12 protein-coding genes are annotated in these 14,620 nt (G+C 73.9%); 8 read left to right on the forward strand and 4 right to left on the reverse strand.

Annotation, left to right across the window (positions count from 1 at the left end; all coding sequences use genetic code 11):
- Positions 1 to 947 (reverse strand): septation protein SepH (gene sepH, locus LG943_RS22490; RefSeq protein ID WP_270074341.1); only part of this gene is annotated, 947 nt, incomplete at its 3' end.
- A gap of 707 nt (positions 948 to 1,654) precedes the next feature.
- On the opposite strand from sepH, the gene LG943_RS22495 reads away from it, so the two are divergent.
- The gene (locus tag LG943_RS22495; protein ID WP_270074342.1) at positions 1,655 to 2,623 is read left to right on the forward strand and encodes a hypothetical protein; all 969 of its coding nucleotides are present in this window, start codon (positions 1,655 to 1,657) and stop codon (positions 2,621 to 2,623) included.
- A gap of 87 nt (positions 2,624 to 2,710) precedes the next feature.
- On the opposite strand, the gene LG943_RS22500 is transcribed toward LG943_RS22495, so the two are convergent.
- Entirely contained in the window at positions 2,711 to 4,012 is a 1,302-nt protein-coding gene (locus tag LG943_RS22500) for a D-arabinono-1,4-lactone oxidase (RefSeq protein ID WP_270074343.1), read from the reverse strand.
- A gap of 218 nt (positions 4,013 to 4,230) precedes the next feature.
- Here LG943_RS22500 and LG943_RS22505 point away from each other — a divergent pair, with 218 nt between their 5' ends.
- Positions 4,231 to 5,268: a ferrochelatase gene (locus LG943_RS22505; RefSeq protein ID WP_270074344.1), complete on the forward strand. Its 1,038-nt coding sequence runs from the start codon at positions 4,231 to 4,233 to the stop codon at positions 5,266 to 5,268.
- 142 nt (positions 5,269 to 5,410) lie between these two features.
- Positions 5,411 to 6,229: an inositol monophosphatase family protein gene (locus LG943_RS22510; protein WP_270074345.1), complete on the forward strand. Its 819-nt coding sequence runs from the start codon at positions 5,411 to 5,413 to the stop codon at positions 6,227 to 6,229.
- A 156-nt stretch (positions 6,230 to 6,385) separates the two neighbouring features.
- Here the strand turns inward: LG943_RS22510 and LG943_RS22515 are convergent, their stop codons facing one another.
- Complete coding sequence (locus LG943_RS22515; RefSeq protein WP_179765602.1) at positions 6,386 to 6,553, reverse strand: hypothetical protein; 168 nt, start codon at positions 6,551 to 6,553, stop codon at positions 6,386 to 6,388.
- Positions 6,554 to 7,334: 781 nt separating this feature from the next.
- On the opposite strand from LG943_RS22515, the gene LG943_RS22520 reads away from it, so the two are divergent.
- The 4 genes from LG943_RS22520 to LG943_RS22535 all read left to right on the forward strand — a co-directional run bounded on the left by LG943_RS22520 (position 7,335) and on the right by LG943_RS22535 (position 11,279).
- Complete coding sequence (locus LG943_RS22520; protein WP_270074346.1) at positions 7,335 to 7,988, forward strand: response regulator transcription factor; 654 nt, start codon at positions 7,335 to 7,337, stop codon at positions 7,986 to 7,988.
- On the forward strand, positions 7,985 to 9,280 hold the full coding sequence (locus tag LG943_RS22525) for a sensor histidine kinase (protein ID WP_270074347.1): 1,296 nt from the start codon (positions 7,985 to 7,987) through the stop codon (positions 9,278 to 9,280). The genes LG943_RS22520 and LG943_RS22525 overlap by 4 nt, the downstream gene beginning before the upstream one ends.
- Positions 9,281 to 9,741: 461 nt before the next feature.
- Complete coding sequence (locus LG943_RS22530; RefSeq protein ID WP_179765605.1) at positions 9,742 to 10,041, forward strand: DUF4193 domain-containing protein; 300 nt, start codon at positions 9,742 to 9,744, stop codon at positions 10,039 to 10,041.
- A gap of 221 nt (positions 10,042 to 10,262) precedes the next feature.
- Positions 10,263 to 11,279, forward strand: a complete 1,017-nt coding sequence (locus LG943_RS22535; RefSeq protein WP_408648634.1) for a hypothetical protein — start codon at positions 10,263 to 10,265, stop codon at positions 11,277 to 11,279.
- 130 nt (positions 11,280 to 11,409) lie between these two features.
- On the opposite strand, the gene LG943_RS22540 is transcribed toward LG943_RS22535, so the two are convergent.
- Positions 11,410 to 11,709 (reverse strand): DUF4235 domain-containing protein, encoded by a 300-nt coding sequence (locus LG943_RS22540; RefSeq protein WP_270074348.1) that lies wholly within the window; start codon positions 11,707 to 11,709, stop codon positions 11,410 to 11,412.
- Positions 11,710 to 11,975: 266 nt separating this feature from the next.
- Here LG943_RS22540 and valS point away from each other — a divergent pair, with 266 nt between their 5' ends.
- On the forward strand, positions 11,976 to 14,552 hold the full coding sequence (gene valS / locus LG943_RS22545) for a valine--tRNA ligase (protein ID WP_270074349.1): 2,577 nt from the start codon (positions 11,976 to 11,978) through the stop codon (positions 14,550 to 14,552).
- Positions 14,553 to 14,620: the final 68 nt, after the last annotated feature.

Below are 14,620 nucleotides of genomic sequence, written 5' to 3' on the forward strand. Positions count from 1 at the left end.
GGGGCCTCGGGGGCGCGCGCGGGGTCGTCGCGGCGCTGCGGCGGGGCGGGCGGGTGGGCGCTGTGGGCGGCGGGGACGGGGGCGTCGCGGTCGGGGCGGATGCGCACGCGGCCGGGCGCGGAACGCTCGGGCGCCACCGGACGCGCGGGCGGGGCGGGCGGCGCCGGCGGCTCGTCGGGCCGGGCGGCGGGGGCCGAGGGCAGGGGGGCGTCGCCGACGGGCTCGCGGCGGGGTTCGGGGCGCGGCGCCGGGTCGGGCTGGCGGTAGGCGGGCTGGGGGCGCACGGGCTCGGGCGCCGGGGGCGGCCCCTGCCGGCGCGGCACGAAGGGGGTGACGTTGGCGCTGCCGGGGCCGAGGTCGAGGGGGGCGTCGGCCTCGGGGGAGAGGAACCGCAGGGCCTCGTCGTCGGCGGGGGTGACCGAGCGGCGGCGGGGCTCGTAGACCCAGTGGGCCACCCGCTCCTCACCCGCGACCAGGTACGCCAGCTTGAGCTGCCAGTTGTTGTCCTCGCGCTTCCAGGAGTCCCAGACGGCGTCGCCGTTCTCCAACTGGTGCGCGCCGATGCGCTCGGCCACCAGGTCGCCCAGGACGGGCCCGGGGGCGGACTCGCCCTGGCGGCGGACGGTGGCGCGCTGCGCCTGCTGCGCGATGTACTCGCGCTCCTGAAGCACGGGGCTCTCGAACCAGCGCACGCGCTCGATCGGGATCCCGGCGTGCTCAGCGATCGCCTCGGCGGTCTCACCGGAGCGGATCCGAGCCTGGATTTCCTTGGGGCGCAACGGATTCTCCACTTCGATCTCGTACTGGCCGAGCCGGGAGAACTGGCCGCGCACGGCGGCGCGGAGACGGTCGTCGACGGGCAGCATGAAACGGGTTCCACGGCCGGCACTCGCCAGTACCAGGTAAGTGCCGTCCTCGCTGACGGCGACCAGGCGAAGCTCTTGCATCGCCCTCCTTCTCGCGTCCCGTCGAGGGTAGGTCGTCGGCCATCCCCCATGGTCCCAGTCTCATCGGCATCCACAGCTTCGGCCAGTACCGCGCCCGGCATGTCCGAACTGTGTGACCCCAGGGCGGTTCCGAACCGCCCGTGAGCGTCGTGGTGCTGCCCCCGTGCCATCTTGACACGGGAGTGAACCGGGATTCCGGAGCGGCGGTCCGTCCCGGCCTCGACCGCGCCCGTCGCCCCTGGGCCGATGGTATCCGCCGATCCGGCGGCTGGGCCGGTGCGGACGCGGGCTTTCCCGGGCCGTCGCTGCCCCGCCGCGCACCCGTTATGCAAGCCGACACGCTGGTTGGCGGCATAACGTGATTCAATCTACTTCTGTCCTGTTTCCGGGCTATTAGGGAACATTCGCCCCTTCTGGGGGAGTTCTGGTGTGGCAACGGGGGAGCGGCGGTGCCGATGCCCATCGGCACCGCCGCACAGCGTTCCCGGCGCCCGCAGGCCGCCCCCACCGGCCGCCGCCGGCCGCGCCGCCCACGGCGCGGCACGCCCCACCGGTCGGAACCGACCGCGATCACGGGAACGCCACCGCACACCGCCGCTCGGCCGCCGGCGCCGCCGCGCGCCGCCCATGGCCGTCGCACCGGCACCACCGGCCACCACAGGCACCACAGGCACCACCGGCACCACCGGCCACCACGGAGGGGGAGGATGACCGACCGCGAGGAAGAAGACGAGCCCACCCGGCGCAAACGCCTGGACCTGAGCGTTCCCCAGGTCGTCGGCGCCGGGGTCGCCACGCTCACGGCGGCCACCCTGGCGTCGTTCCTGGGCGTCTACGGCACCATCATCGGCGCCGCCGTGATGAGCGTCCTCAGCACGGCGGGCACCGCCGTGTTCCAGCACCTGGCCGAGCGCAGCGGCGAGACCGCCCGCAACCTCGCCGCCAGGTCCGGCGGGCGCCGCCCCGACTCCGCGCGCGGCGCGCTCGCCCGCTCCGGACCCGGCACCGCCGACGGCGACACCCTGCTGGCCGCCGCCACCGAGACCGACACCGCCCTTGGCGCCCGCTCCGAGAGGGCGTACGCGGGCGGCGCGGCCGATGCCGACGACCTCCAGGCCACGCGCGCCCTGCCCACCGTGGGCGGCGGCGAGCGGAACCGGACCGGCACCGCCCCCGAGCCGGCCGAGCCGGCTGAGCCGCGCACCTGGTGGCGGCACTGGCGGTTCGTCGCCGTCCCCGCCGCCGTGGTGTTCGTCGCCGCGATGGCCGCCATCCTGGTGTTCGAGCTGTTCACCGGCCAGTCGCTGTCGGACACCGTGCGCGGCTCCGACTCCGGCTCGGCGCCCACCCTGCTGGGCGGGGGCCAGGCCGACGGCGCCCAGGAGTCCGTGCCCGACTCCGAGGCCACCCCCACCGGGGGCACCGGCGAGGACACCGGCACCGCACCCCAGCCCGATCCCGCCGACCCCGCCCAGACCCAGGAGGGCACCGGGCAGGAGACGGTCGCACCCGAGGAGGACGCGCAGACCGCCGTCCCCGAGGAGGACGCCGAGCCCACCACCGACCCCGGCGCCACCACCGACCCCGGCACCGGCGGCACGGGCGGCACCGGCGCCCAGCAGCCCCAGACCGGCACCGACCAGAACGGCGACCTGTCCGGACAGCCCGCCCAGTAGCGCCGCCTCGCAGGTCCGCTCCAGCAGGTCCGCTGCCCAGCCTCCGCGCCGCCGCCCCGCACACCCGGGACGGCGGCGCGGGCGCGTTCAGCGGCCCAGCACCGTGTCCAGGTAGGCGTTGGCGAAGCGCCGCTCCGGGTCGACCCGCTCGCGCACCGCCAGCGCCTCGGCGAAGCGCGGGTAGACCCCGGCCAGGTAGGCGCTGTCGCGGGTGTGCAGCTTGCCCCAGTGCGGGCGCCCGCCCACGGCGGTGAACACCGGCTCCACGTCGGCGAAGTAGGCGCGGTGGTCCACGCCCTGGTAGACGTGCAGGGCGACGTAGGCGGTGTCGCGGCCGTAGGCGGTCGACAGCCAGACGTCGTCGGCCGGGGCGAACCGCACCTCCACCGGGAAGGACACCCGGTGCCCGCGCGTCTCGACGATCCGCCGCACCTCGCCCAGCACCGCGCCCAGGTGCTCGGCCGGCACCGCGTACTCCATCTCCACGAACCGCACCCGGCGCACCGTGGAGAACACCCGGAAGGAGGCGTCGGTGTAGGCGCGCGCCGTCAGCGCCCGCGCCGAGACCTGGTTGATGGCGGGGATCACCGCCGGCGCCCGTCGGCCCACCCGGTTCACCAGCTCGAACACGGTGTTGGACAGGAACTCGTCGTCCAGCCACGCCCGCAGCGGCGCCAGCGGCTCGGCCGGGCCGTGCACCCGGTTGTTGCGCTTGGTGATGGTGCGGCCGGTGTGGGGGAACCAGTAGAACTCGAAGTGGTCGTTGGCCGCGCGCAGCTCCTCCAGGCCCTCCAGCACCGCCTCCAGTGCCATCGGCTCCTCGCGGGCGTGCAGCAGGAACGCGGGGCGCACCGCCAGCGTCAGCGCCGTCACCACGCCGAAGGCGCCCAGGCCCACGCGCGCGGCCTGGAACAGGTCGGGCTCGTGCTCGGCCGAGCAGCCCACCACCGACCCGTCGGCCAGCACCAGCTCCAGCCCCACCACCTGGGCGGCCAGCCCGCCGCTGGCCCGCCCGGTGCCGTGCGTGCCGGTCTGGATGGCCCCGGCCGCCGTCTGCACCGCGATGTCGCCCATGTTGGCCAGGGCCAGCCCGTGGTCCAGCAGCGCCTCGTTGAGGTCGCACAGCGGCATGCCCGCCTCCACCACGGCCGTGCCGGCCTCGGGGTCCACCGACCGCAGCCGCGACAGGCCGGTGGGCGCCAGCAGCACGCCGTCGGTCACCGCCACCCCGGTGAAGGAGTGGCCCGAGCCGACCATCCGCACCCGCGCCCCCTCGGCCGCGGCGGCCCGGACCTCGGCCGCGACCTCCTCGGTACTCCCGGGAACCGCGATCCGGCGCGGCCGCGCCGTCTGGGTCCGCCCCCATGTGCGCCACACCACATTGGTCATGGCCCCGGAGGCTACAGCGCCACCGCGCACCCGAACAGAGGCCGCCGCCGACCGATCCCGGCCGCCGGCGGAGGGTCCGCGCCCTCTCCGCTCACCCGACCTCGCCGCGGCGGGTCCGGGAGGAGCGCTCCCGCGCCCGCGAACCCCGCCCACCCCCCGTGACACGCGCAACGCGCGGGCGGCGCGGGGGCGGCTCCCGAGGCTGGTTACATGGAGCCATGCCCTACGATCCCTACGACGCGTTCCTGCTGATCTCGTTCGGCGGCCCCGAGGCCGAGGACCAGGTCATCCCCTTCCTCGAGAACGTCACCCGAGGACGCAACATCCCGCGCGAGCGGCTGGCCGAGGTGGGTCAGCACTACTACCTCTACGGCGGCGTCAGCCCGATCAACCAGCAGTGCCGCGACCTCATCGCGGCCGTCCGCACCGACTTCGCCGAGCACGGCGTGGACCTGCCCGTCTACTGGGGCAACCGGTTCTGGGACCCCATGCTCGCCGACACCGTCGCCCAGATGGCCAAGGACGGTGTGCGCCGCGTGGTGGCCATGGCCACCTCCGCCTACAGCAACTACTCCAGCCACCGCGCCTACCTCGACGACATCGCCGCCGCCCGCGAGGCGGTGGGTCCCGGCGCGCCCGAGATCGAGCTGATCCGGCCCTTCTACGACCACCCCGGGTTCGTGGAGCCGCTGGTGGAGCACACCCGGGCCGCCTTGGACCGGCTGCCCGAGGAGGACCGCGCCGGCGCCCACCTGCTGTTCTCGGCGCACTCCATCCCCACCGCCATGGCCGCCGCCAGCGGCCCGCCCGGGCACGGTTTCGGCCCCGGCGGCGCCTACGTCGCCCAGCTCACCGAGGTCGCGCGCCTGGTCACCGAGCGGCTGGGCGGCGACCACCCCTACGACCTCGTCTACCAGAGCCGCAGCGGCCCGCCCTCCCAGCCGTGGCTGGAGCCCGACGTCAACGACCGCCTCGCCGAGCTGGCCGAGCAGGGGGTGCGCGCGGTCGTCGTGGTGCCGCACGGGTTCGTGTCCGACCACATGGAGGTCAAGTACGACCTCGACAACGAGGCGCGCCAGACCGCCGCCGACCTCGGCCTGCGCTTCGAGCGCGCGCTGAGCCCCGGCACCCACCCCCGCTTCGTGGCGATGGTGCGCGAACTGGTGGCCGAGCGCGCCGCCGGAGCCGAGCGGGTGGGCCTGGGCACGCTGCCCGCCGACCAGGCGTGCGCGCCGGGCTGCTGCGCCCAGCGCTGACGCCGCCCGCCCAGCCCTTCGGCCCCCGGCCCGCGACCGCCCCGCCGGCGCCGCGGGCCGGGCCGATACCATCGCTCGGTGTTCGGGGCCGCTCCCGCCGGGCACGGCGGGCGCCCCACCAGCCAAGCCAACGGGGGGATTCATGTCCACGTCCGCCGAGGACCGGTCCGCGCTGCTGGCCATCGCCGTCGACATCGCCCGCGAGGCCGGGCGCGTCGCCGCCGAGGGCCAGGCCGGGATCGACGTGCTCGCCACCAAGTCCACGCCCACCGACGTGGTCACCGAGATGGACCGCGCGGTGGAGGAGCTGATCCGCAAGCGGGTGCTGGCCCAGCGCCCCGACGACTCGGTGCTGGGCGAGGAGGGCGCCGAGGAGACCGGCGGCTCGGGCGTGCGCTGGGTCGTCGACCCCATCGACGGCACCGTCAACTACCTCTACGGCCGCGAGGACTGGGCGGTGTGCATCGCGGTGGAGCACGCGGGCGAGACCGTGGCCGCCGTGGTGGCCGCCCCGGTGCGCGGCGACCTCTACACCGCCACCCTGGGCGGGGGCGCCTACTGCAACGGCGAGCGGCTGCGGGTGGCCGACCCCGTGCCGCTGGAGATGGCGCTGGTGGCCACCGGGTTCGGCTACTCCGCCCGGCGGCGGGCGCAGCAGGCCGAGGTGCTGCGGACCGTGCTGCCGCGCGTGCGCGACATCCGCCGCGGGGGATCGGCGGCGGTGGACCTGTGCGGCGTGGCGCGCGGGCGCACCAACGCCTACTACGAGCGCGGCCTCAACCCCTGGGACTGGGGGGCGGCCGCCCTCATCGCCCAGGAGGCGGGCGCCCGGGTCGGCGGGCTGCACGGCGCCCCGCCCAACCCCGACCTGACCATCGCGGCCCCGCCCGGGCTGTTCGAGGAGCTGCACGACCTGCTGGTGGGCCTGGGCGCCGACACCGACGGCCCCGAGGAGGGCTGAACGCCGACAGCGCCGGTCCGCCGCGGGTGCGGCGGGCCGGCGCTGTCGGGTGGGTTTTCGGTGGTGCCCCGGACCCCGGGCGGGGGTGCGGGCGCGGCCCGTGCTGCGGGGCCGCGCGGAGCCGGGGCGGGTCAGGGCCGCCGGCCTCCGGTGCGCTCAGACGCAGCCGGTGTCGACCCCGTTGCGTGCGGCGATGCGGTGCAGGTCCTCAAGCTCCGACATGTGCACGTCGGCGAGGTACTCGTCTCCGGCGGCCTGCGCCGCTTGAAGCGACTGGCGGATCTCCATGATGCGGCCCTTGATCTCCGCGCGGAACTCGCCCATTTCACCTCACTTTTTCTTCGCGTCGATGCTGCGAATGCTGCGGTTGCTGCGTATGCGGTGGGCCCCGACGGGACCCGGACGGACGCCATGAACGCGCCACGGCGGTGTGGCGGATGACGTGGAGGACGCGGCGTCGTGACCCTCGCGACCCGCGGGTGGTGGCCATACCCAGTGCGGCGCTGCCCCCAAACCCCCGCAGGTGGGACGTGATCGAGCCGTGATGGGGGCCGGGCGGGCGAAAGCCCCGTCGCGGCGCGGGCGGGCGTGGGACAATCGCGAGGGGCGCCGGCGGGCGCCCGCCGCACGTGCCGCCGACCGCGTTCGCCCGTTACGGAACGGTGCGCTACACCACATCCGGCGAACGGCACCAGGGCTTACTTGTTTCTTATTCTTGATGTGTCAGATTTGAAATGTGCGGGGTGAACGTCGCTGCCGGCGGTTGGGGGATACGCCGGCAGCGACACCCGCGCACAGGGGAGCCCCTCGGGCACCGGATCCCGGTCCCGCGCGGCCCCTCAGCGGCTACCCAGGTTGCCGCGCACCCGCCACCGGCCGCTCGCGGCCGGCGCCCCGGGTGAGGCCCCGCCCTCCGCGGCACAACCGCGGCGGGCACGGAGATCCATGGCGGCACCCCTGCCGCGATGGCTTACCTCATCCTTATTCAGCGGGTGCGATAACGGATGGTGCAGCCGGGGGTTCAGACGCCGCTGCCGGTGTGTTGGGGGATGCGCCGGCAGCGGCCCACCCGGGTCGCGAATGGACGAAGGACGACGAACACACAGTGCGCGTACTCGTGGTCGAAGACGAGCAGGTCCTGGCCGACACCGTCGCCGTGGGACTCCGCCGCGAATCCATGGCCGTCGACGTCGTCTACGACGGCGACAGCGCCCTTGAGCACGTCGGGGTCAACGACTACGACGTCATCGTCCTCGACCGCGACCTCCCCGGCGTCCACGGCGACGACGTCGCCCGCACCCTGGTCGAGCAGAGCTACACCGGCCGCATCCTGATGCTCACCGCCTCCGGCGAGCTTGAGGACAAGGTCGCCGGCCTCACCCTGGGCGCCGACGACTACATCACCAAGCCCTTCGCCTTCGCCGAGCTGATCGCGCGCGTGCGCGCCCTGGGCCGCCGCGCCGTCCCGCCGCTGCCGCCCGTGCTGCGCCGCAACGGCATCGAACTCGACCCCGCCAACCACACCGTCCAGCGCGACGGCCGCACCGTCTCCCTCACCCCCAAGGAGTTCGCCGTGCTGGAGGTGCTGATGCGCGCCAACGGCACCGTGGTCAGCGCCGAGGGCCTCCTGGAGAAGGCGTGGGACGAGAACGCCGACCCGTTCACCAACGTCGTGCGGGTCACCGTGATGACCCTGCGCAAGAAGCTCGGGGAGCCGCCGGTCATCCAGACCGTCCCCGGAGCGGGGTACCGGATTTGACCCCGCCGGACGGCGAGTCCGGCCCCGCCGTCTCGCCGGGCGAGGTCGCGCCCACGCCGCCGGGCGACACCGGCACGTGGCGGCGGCTGTCCTCGGCCCAGCCCGCCCCCTCGGCCGCCGCGGGCGGCCCGGTCGCGGGCGGGGTGCACCGCTTCACCGACAACATCAGCCTGCGCGCCCGGCTCACCCTCATCTACGGGATGCTGTTCTTCGCGGCCGGCTCGTTCCTGGTGCTGCTCAACTACATCATCGTCGCCGGGCTGCTGGACAACCTCACCTTCACCGTCGCGCCCGACTCCCCCTACTACGACGACCCCACCGCGCTGGAGAACATCAAGAACACCTACATCGAGACGGTGCTGGCCGAGGTCACCCGCTTCTCGGTGATCGCGCTGGTGATCGTGGGGCTGCTCGCGGTGGGCCTGGGCTACTTCGTGGCGGGGCGGGCGCTGTCGCCGCTGCACAAGATCACCCGCATCGCGCGGCGGCTCTCCGAGCGCTCCCTGCACGAGCGCATCGCCCTGGGCGGGCCCGACGACGAGATCCGCGAACTCGCCGACACCTTCGACGGCATGCTGGAGCGCCTGGACCGCGCCTTCGACGGCCAGCGCCGGTTCGTCGCCAACGCCTCCCACGAGCTGCGCACCCCGCTGGCCATCAACCGCACCCTCCTGGAGGTCGCCCTGAGCGACCCTGAGGCGTCGGCCGACCTCAAGACGGTGGGGCGCACCCTGCTGGAGACTAACGCCCGCCACGAGCGGCTCATCGACGGCCTGCTGTTCCTGGCCAAGAGCGACCGCGAACTGGACGTGCGCACCCAGGTCGACCTCGGCGAGGTCGCCGAGACGGTCCTCAGCCAGCTCTCCGAGGACGTCGAGAAGTCCGGCCTGACCGTGCGCACCGACCTGCGCGCCGCGCCCGTCACCGGCGATCCCGTGCTGCTGGAGCGCCTGGTGGCCAACCTGGTCGAGAACGCGCTGCGCTACAACGTGGCCGAGGGCGAGATCACCGTGCGCTCGGGCAGCTACGAGGACTCCCCGGCGGTGCAGGTGGAGAACTCCGGCCCGGTGGTCCCCGGCTACGAGATCGAGGGCCTGTTCGAGCCGTTCCGCCGCGCCTCGGGCGACCGCGTGCGCTCGGGCCGCAGCGCCGGCCTGGGGCTGTCCATCGTCCGCTCGGTGGTGCGCGCGCACGGCGGCACGGTCAGCGCCTGGCCGCGCGCGGGCGGCGGCCTGGTGGTCACCGTGCGCTTCCCCCGGGTGCGCCGCGAGTCGGCCGCGGCGGGGCGCTGAACCCCCCTGCGCGTACGGCCTCCGGCGCCCTCGGCGGACAAGCTGCGGTGCGCGGTGTGTCCGTGATATCTATACGTGTCTCACGACACGGCGCCCCCGGGTCCGAGCCGCTTCCGAAGGTGGGTATGCTCTCCCGGGCGTGAACACGGCGGGAATAAACCCCGGCGCACGCGTGTCTGTTCTGACCTTGCGACTCGGGGAGTACCCGCGCTCGACCGATGCGAGGAAAGACGAGGAAATAGGTCGGAATCCTTCAGGCGTTGGGTAGCACATGAGAACGGGCGGAACCCGCGCGATGACGCGCGGTGAGTCCGGAGGCTGTGCAGGTGCGACTGCACCCGGGAGGGGTCATAGTCCACTTACGCCGGCGGAACTTTCTGGCAGGTTCGGGCACAAAACGAGTCTCTGAAGCGTTGGTAGCGCGCGACGAGGCATAGAACGAGGGGGATGGAGTAGGCAGAATGGCCACCGATTACGACAGCCCGCGTAAGACCGACGAGGACATCAACGAGGACAGCCTGCAAGAACTCCAGGCACGTCGCGTCGACAAGGGCACCAGCACCATCGACGTCGACCCGGACGAGGTCGCCGAGGGCATGGAGCTTCCCGGCGCCGACCTCTCCGGCGAGGAGTTGGCCGTCCGGGTGCTGCCGCGTCAGGCCGACGAGTTCACCTGCGGCCGGTGCTTCCTGGTGCACCACCGCAGCCAGCTCGCCGAAGAGCACAATGGGCAGTTCGTCTGCAAGGAGTGCGCCGCCTGAACGGGTGGCCTCCTTCCTCCATTGGCTCGACTGCCTCAACCGGCCGTGCGGCGTGTGAGCGGCACCGGATGCGTCCCCTTAGGGGGGCGCATCGTGCTTTAGCGGCCGGTTATGGCCTCCCGGCGGCCCATTGATTTCCGGACTTCCCTTAGCGTGGAAAGCGGCAGGGGTGACAGGCTTTGCCAAATGCTGGGAAAAAGCTGGGATTTGGGGGTAAGCAGGTGTCCGACGACACGCCCGTGGACCGCACCGGCGAGCAGGCCGACACGGCCCCCGGCGGCACGCCCCTCGGCGCCGCCGAGGAGGCCCGCGGCGGCTCCACGAAGGCCGCCGGAGGCCCGGAGGCCGCTGCCGGCGGCGCCGGCAAGGCCGCCGACGGCCCCGAGAACTCCGCTGAGGGTCTTGAGGAGGGCCGTCCCGGGACCGAGCTCGAACCCGCCTCCAACGCCGAGGTCGGCGCCCTGGTGGGGCGCATCCTCGGCGAGGAGGGAGCCGACCCCAAGCGCCGCGCCGGGCTGATCGGGCGGCTCGCCCGCGCCCTGGCCGGCAGCGCGCGCTCCGCCCGCGACGGCGGGGTGGCCACCGGCAAGTGGGTCACCGACCTGTTCGCCAACGACATCGCCCCGCGCATCCCCGTGCGCGACCGCGAGACGCTCGTGCGCCACCACAAGGGCCTGGAGGGCGAGGAACTCGCCGAGGCGCTGGTGCGCAACGCCGCCAACGCCACCACCACCGTGGGAGCGGCCGGCGGTGCCCTGGCCGCCGTGCAGTTCACCGCGCCGCCGCTGCTGCTGACCGCCCCCGCCCAGCTCGTGGCCGAGACCCTGGTGGTCGCCGCGATCGAGGTCAAGCTCATCGCCGAGCTGCACGAGGTCTACGAGTCCCCGGCGCCCGGCTCCGGACTCCAGCGCACCTCCGGCTACCTCGCCGCCTGGGCGCGCAAGCGCGGCATCGACCCCACCAAGGCGGGGGAGTCGCTGTCGGTCACCCTGGGCGCGGCCGCGAAGGCGGCGCTGCGCAAGCGGCTGCTGCGCCTCATGGGGCGCCACCTCACCACCCTGGGCCCCTACCTCACCGGCGCCCTGGCCGGGGGCACCCTCAACCGGGCCGCCACCCACGCGCTGGCCAAGTCGGTGCGCGCCGACCTCCGCAAGCGGGCGCTGCCCGGAGCCGGCGGCGGCCGTGGCGGCGTGGAGTCGGGCGGGGCACGCGGCCGCGCCCTGCCCAAGGCGCCCTAGGGAACGAGGGCGGGCGCCCCGCCGCCGCCCTGACCGTCCGTGCTGAGAGCCGATGGCCGCGCCCCCGGACCCGCGCCTCGCATCGGGAACCGGAACGCGAAGAGGCGGGTGGACCGGGTCTGTCCGGGGGTCAGTCGACGTCGATGCCCACGACGCCGGTCTGGTTCCCGGCGTCGAAGAACTGCCGGTAGGCGGCCCGCACCGCGAGCACGCGGGTGACCTCCATGCCGATACCGGTGATCACGGCCCAGCCCAGCGCCTCGCCGAGCGTGACGTCGGGCGACTCCGGCTCGGTGGGCGGCGCCTTGCCGGTGACCTGCGTCCAGGCGAACGTCAGCGCCTTGCGCGCGACGTAGGCCGCCGCCACCGCCGTGACGCCGCCGACGATCTGCGCCGCGAGGTGCCCCTGGCCCTCTTTGCTCTTAGCCATCTCTACGAAACGTGTCCCTTCCCAACGGAGGACGGTCGGGCCTCTCCTGCCCCGAAACGACGCCGCGAACCGGATCGGAGGGCCTGGCCGAAATACTGGAAATACTGCCATGCCCCGCGCCCGCCGCCCGTAGGGGCGGCCCGCGCGTCGGCGCGGCGGGCGGCGCACCCACCCCCGTGAGGGCGGGCGGGGACGGTCCGCGCGCAGGTCCGGCGGGCTGTGGAAAACGGAGCGATCAGGACCGGCAAACCAATACCATTGGGCCTATGACCAACCGCTCTCGTTCCTTCCGCGTTCCCGACAAGCCTTCGCTCGACGGTATCGAGGCGAAATGGGTCCAGGTATGGGACGAGTCCGGCGTCTACCACTACGACCGCACCGCCTCCCGCGCCGAGACCTTCTCGATCGACACCCCGCCGCCCACCGTCTCGGGCTCGCTGCACATCGGCCACGTCTTCTCCTACACCCACACCGACACCGTCGCCCGCTTCCAGCGCATGCGCGGCAAGGCGGTGTTCTACCCCATGGGCTGGGACGACAACGGCCTGCCCACCGAGCGCCGCGTGCAGAACTACTACGGCGTGCGCTGCGACCCCACCGTCGCCTACGACCCCGACTTCTCGCCGCCGGCCAAGCCCGACCCCAAGCGCCAGGTCCCCATCTCCCGGCGCAACTTCATCGAGCTGTGCGACCGCCTCACCGCCGAGGACGAGAAGGTCTTCGAGAGCATCTGGCGCCGCCTGGGCCTCAGCGTCGACTGGCGCCACACCTACGCCACCATCGACTCCGCCTCCCGCACCGCCTCCCAGCGCGCGTTCCTGCGCAACCTGGCGCGCGGCGAGGCGTACATGGCCGAGGCCCCCACCCTGTGGGACGTCACCTTCCGCACGGCCGTCGCCCAGGCCGAGCTTGAGGACCGCGAACGCCCCAGCGCCTACCACAAGCTGGCCTTCCACCGCGAGGGCGCCGACCCCGTGGTCATCGAGACCACCCGGCCCGAACTGCTGCCGGCCTGCGTGGCGCTGGTCGCCCACCCCGACGACCCCCGCTACCAGCCGCTGTTCGGCCAGACCGTGCGCACCCCGGTCTTCGGCGTCGAGGTCCCGGTCGTGGCGCACCGCCTGGCCGACCCCGACAAGGGCTCCGGCATCGCCATGATCTGCACCTTCGGCGACACCACCGACGTCACCTGGTGGCGCGAACTCCAACTGCCCACCCGCCCGGTCATCGGCTGGGACGGCCGCATCGTCGCCGACCCGCCCGAGGCGGTGGCCGCCGCCGGCGGGGGCGAGGCATACTCCCGCCTGGCCGGGGCCACCGTGCACACCGCGCGCGAGCGCATGGTCGAGATGCTGCGGGAGTCCGGCGACCTCCTCGCCGAGCCCGCGCCCATCACCCACCCGGTGAAGTTCTACGAAAAGGGCGACAAGCCGCTGGAGATCGTCACCACCCGCCAGTGGTACATCCGCAACGGCGGCCGCGACGCCGCCACGCGCGACGCCCTGCTGGCGCGGGGCCGCGAACTCAACTGGTACCCCGACCACATGCGCTCGCGCTACGAGCACTGGGTGGCCGGGCTCAACGGCGACTGGCTCATCAGCCGCCAGCGGTTCTTCGGCGTGCCCTTCCCCGTGTGGTATCCGCTCGACTCCGAGGGCAACCCGCTCTACGACTCCCCGCTGCTGCCCGACGAATCCCAGCTCCCGGTCGACCCCAGCTCCGACGCCCCCCAGGGCTACACCGAGGACCAGCGCGGCCGCCCCGGCGGGTTCATCGGCGACCCCGACGTCATGGACACCTGGGCCACGTCGTCGCTGTCGCCGCAGATCGCCGCCGGCTGGGAGCGCGACCCCGACCTCTTCGAGCGCGTCTTCCCCATGGACCTCCGGCCCCAGGGCCAGGACATCATCCGCACCTGGCTGTTCGCCACGGTGGTGCGGGCCCACTTCGAGAACGGCACCCTGCCCTGGGGCAACACCGCCATCTCCGGGTGGATCCTCGACCCCGACCGCAAGAAGATGTCCAAGTCCAAGGGCAACGTCGTCACGCCCATCGACCTGCTGGAGAAGTACAGCTCCGACGCCATCCGCTACTGGGCGGCCAGCGGCCGGCTGGGCACCGACACCGCGCTGGACGAAGGCCAGATGAAGGTCGGGCGGCGCCTGGCCATCAAGATCCTCAACGCCGGCAAGTTCGCGCTGTCGGTCGCCGGCGAGGACACCTCGGCCGACCCCGCCGCCGTCACCGAGCCGCTGGACCGCTCCATGCTGGCCGCGCTCGCCGACGTCGTCGAGGACGCCACCGCCGCCTTCGACAACTACGACCACACCCGGGCGCTGGAGCGCGTCGAGCGCTTCTTCTGGGAGTTCTGCGACGACTACCTGGAGCTGGTCAAGGCCCGCGCCTACGACTCCGCCTCGCCCTCGGCCGCCTCGGCGCGCGCGGCGCTGCTGATCGCGCTCTCGGCGCTCCAGCGGCTGTTCGCCCCGTTCCTGCCCTTCGTCGCCGACGAGGTGTGGAGCTGGTGGCACGACGGCTCGGTGCACGCCGCCTCCTGGCCCGACGCCGAGGAGTTCCGCGCGGCCGCCCGCGACGGCGACCCCGCCGTGCTGGGCGCCGCCTCCGAGGTGCTGCGCATGGTCCGCAAGGCCAAGTCCGAGGCCAAGCTGTCCATGCGGGCCGAGGTCGAGCGCGTGGCCGTGCGCGGCAAGCACGTCCACCAGGCGCGCCAGGCCGCCGACGACCTCGCCGCCGCCGGCCGCGCCGCCCGGCTCGACTTCGAGGAGACCGACGACACCGACCTCCAGGTCGACGTCAGCCTGCCCGCCGAGCAGGCGGAGTAGGGCGAGCAGGACAAGCAGTACGACCAGGGCCGGAGTCGGCGCGGCGACAAGCAGCAGCGCGCTGCGCC

The sequence above is a fragment of the Streptomonospora mangrovi genome, from assembly GCF_027604915.1.
Classification (GTDB): Bacteria; Actinomycetota; Actinomycetes; order Streptosporangiales; family Streptosporangiaceae; genus Streptomonospora; species Streptomonospora mangrovi.

Excerpts from the sequence above, each read along its gene's own strand:
- LG943_RS22495 (WP_270074342.1), top strand. The coding sequence starts at position 1,655 with ATGACCGACCGCGAGGAAGAAGACGAGCCCACCCGGCGCAAACGCCTG.
- LG943_RS22500 (WP_270074343.1), bottom strand. The coding sequence starts at position 4,012 with ATGACCAATGTGGTGTGGCGCACATGGGGGCGGACCCAGACGGCGCGG.
- valS (WP_270074349.1), top strand. The coding sequence starts at position 11,976 with ATGACCAACCGCTCTCGTTCCTTCCGCGTTCCCGACAAGCCTTCGCTC.
- LG943_RS22505 (WP_270074344.1), top strand. The coding sequence starts at position 4,231 with ATGCCCTACGATCCCTACGACGCGTTCCTGCTGATCTCGTTCGGCGGC.
- LG943_RS22530 (WP_179765605.1), top strand. The coding sequence starts at position 9,742 with ATGGCCACCGATTACGACAGCCCGCGTAAGACCGACGAGGACATCAAC.
- LG943_RS22510 (WP_270074345.1), top strand. The coding sequence starts at position 5,411 with ATGTCCACGTCCGCCGAGGACCGGTCCGCGCTGCTGGCCATCGCCGTC.
- LG943_RS22515 (WP_179765602.1), bottom strand. The coding sequence starts at position 6,553 with ATGGGCGAGTTCCGCGCGGAGATCAAGGGCCGCATCATGGAGATCCGC.
- LG943_RS22540 (WP_270074348.1), bottom strand. The coding sequence starts at position 11,709 with ATGGCTAAGAGCAAAGAGGGCCAGGGGCACCTCGCGGCGCAGATCGTC.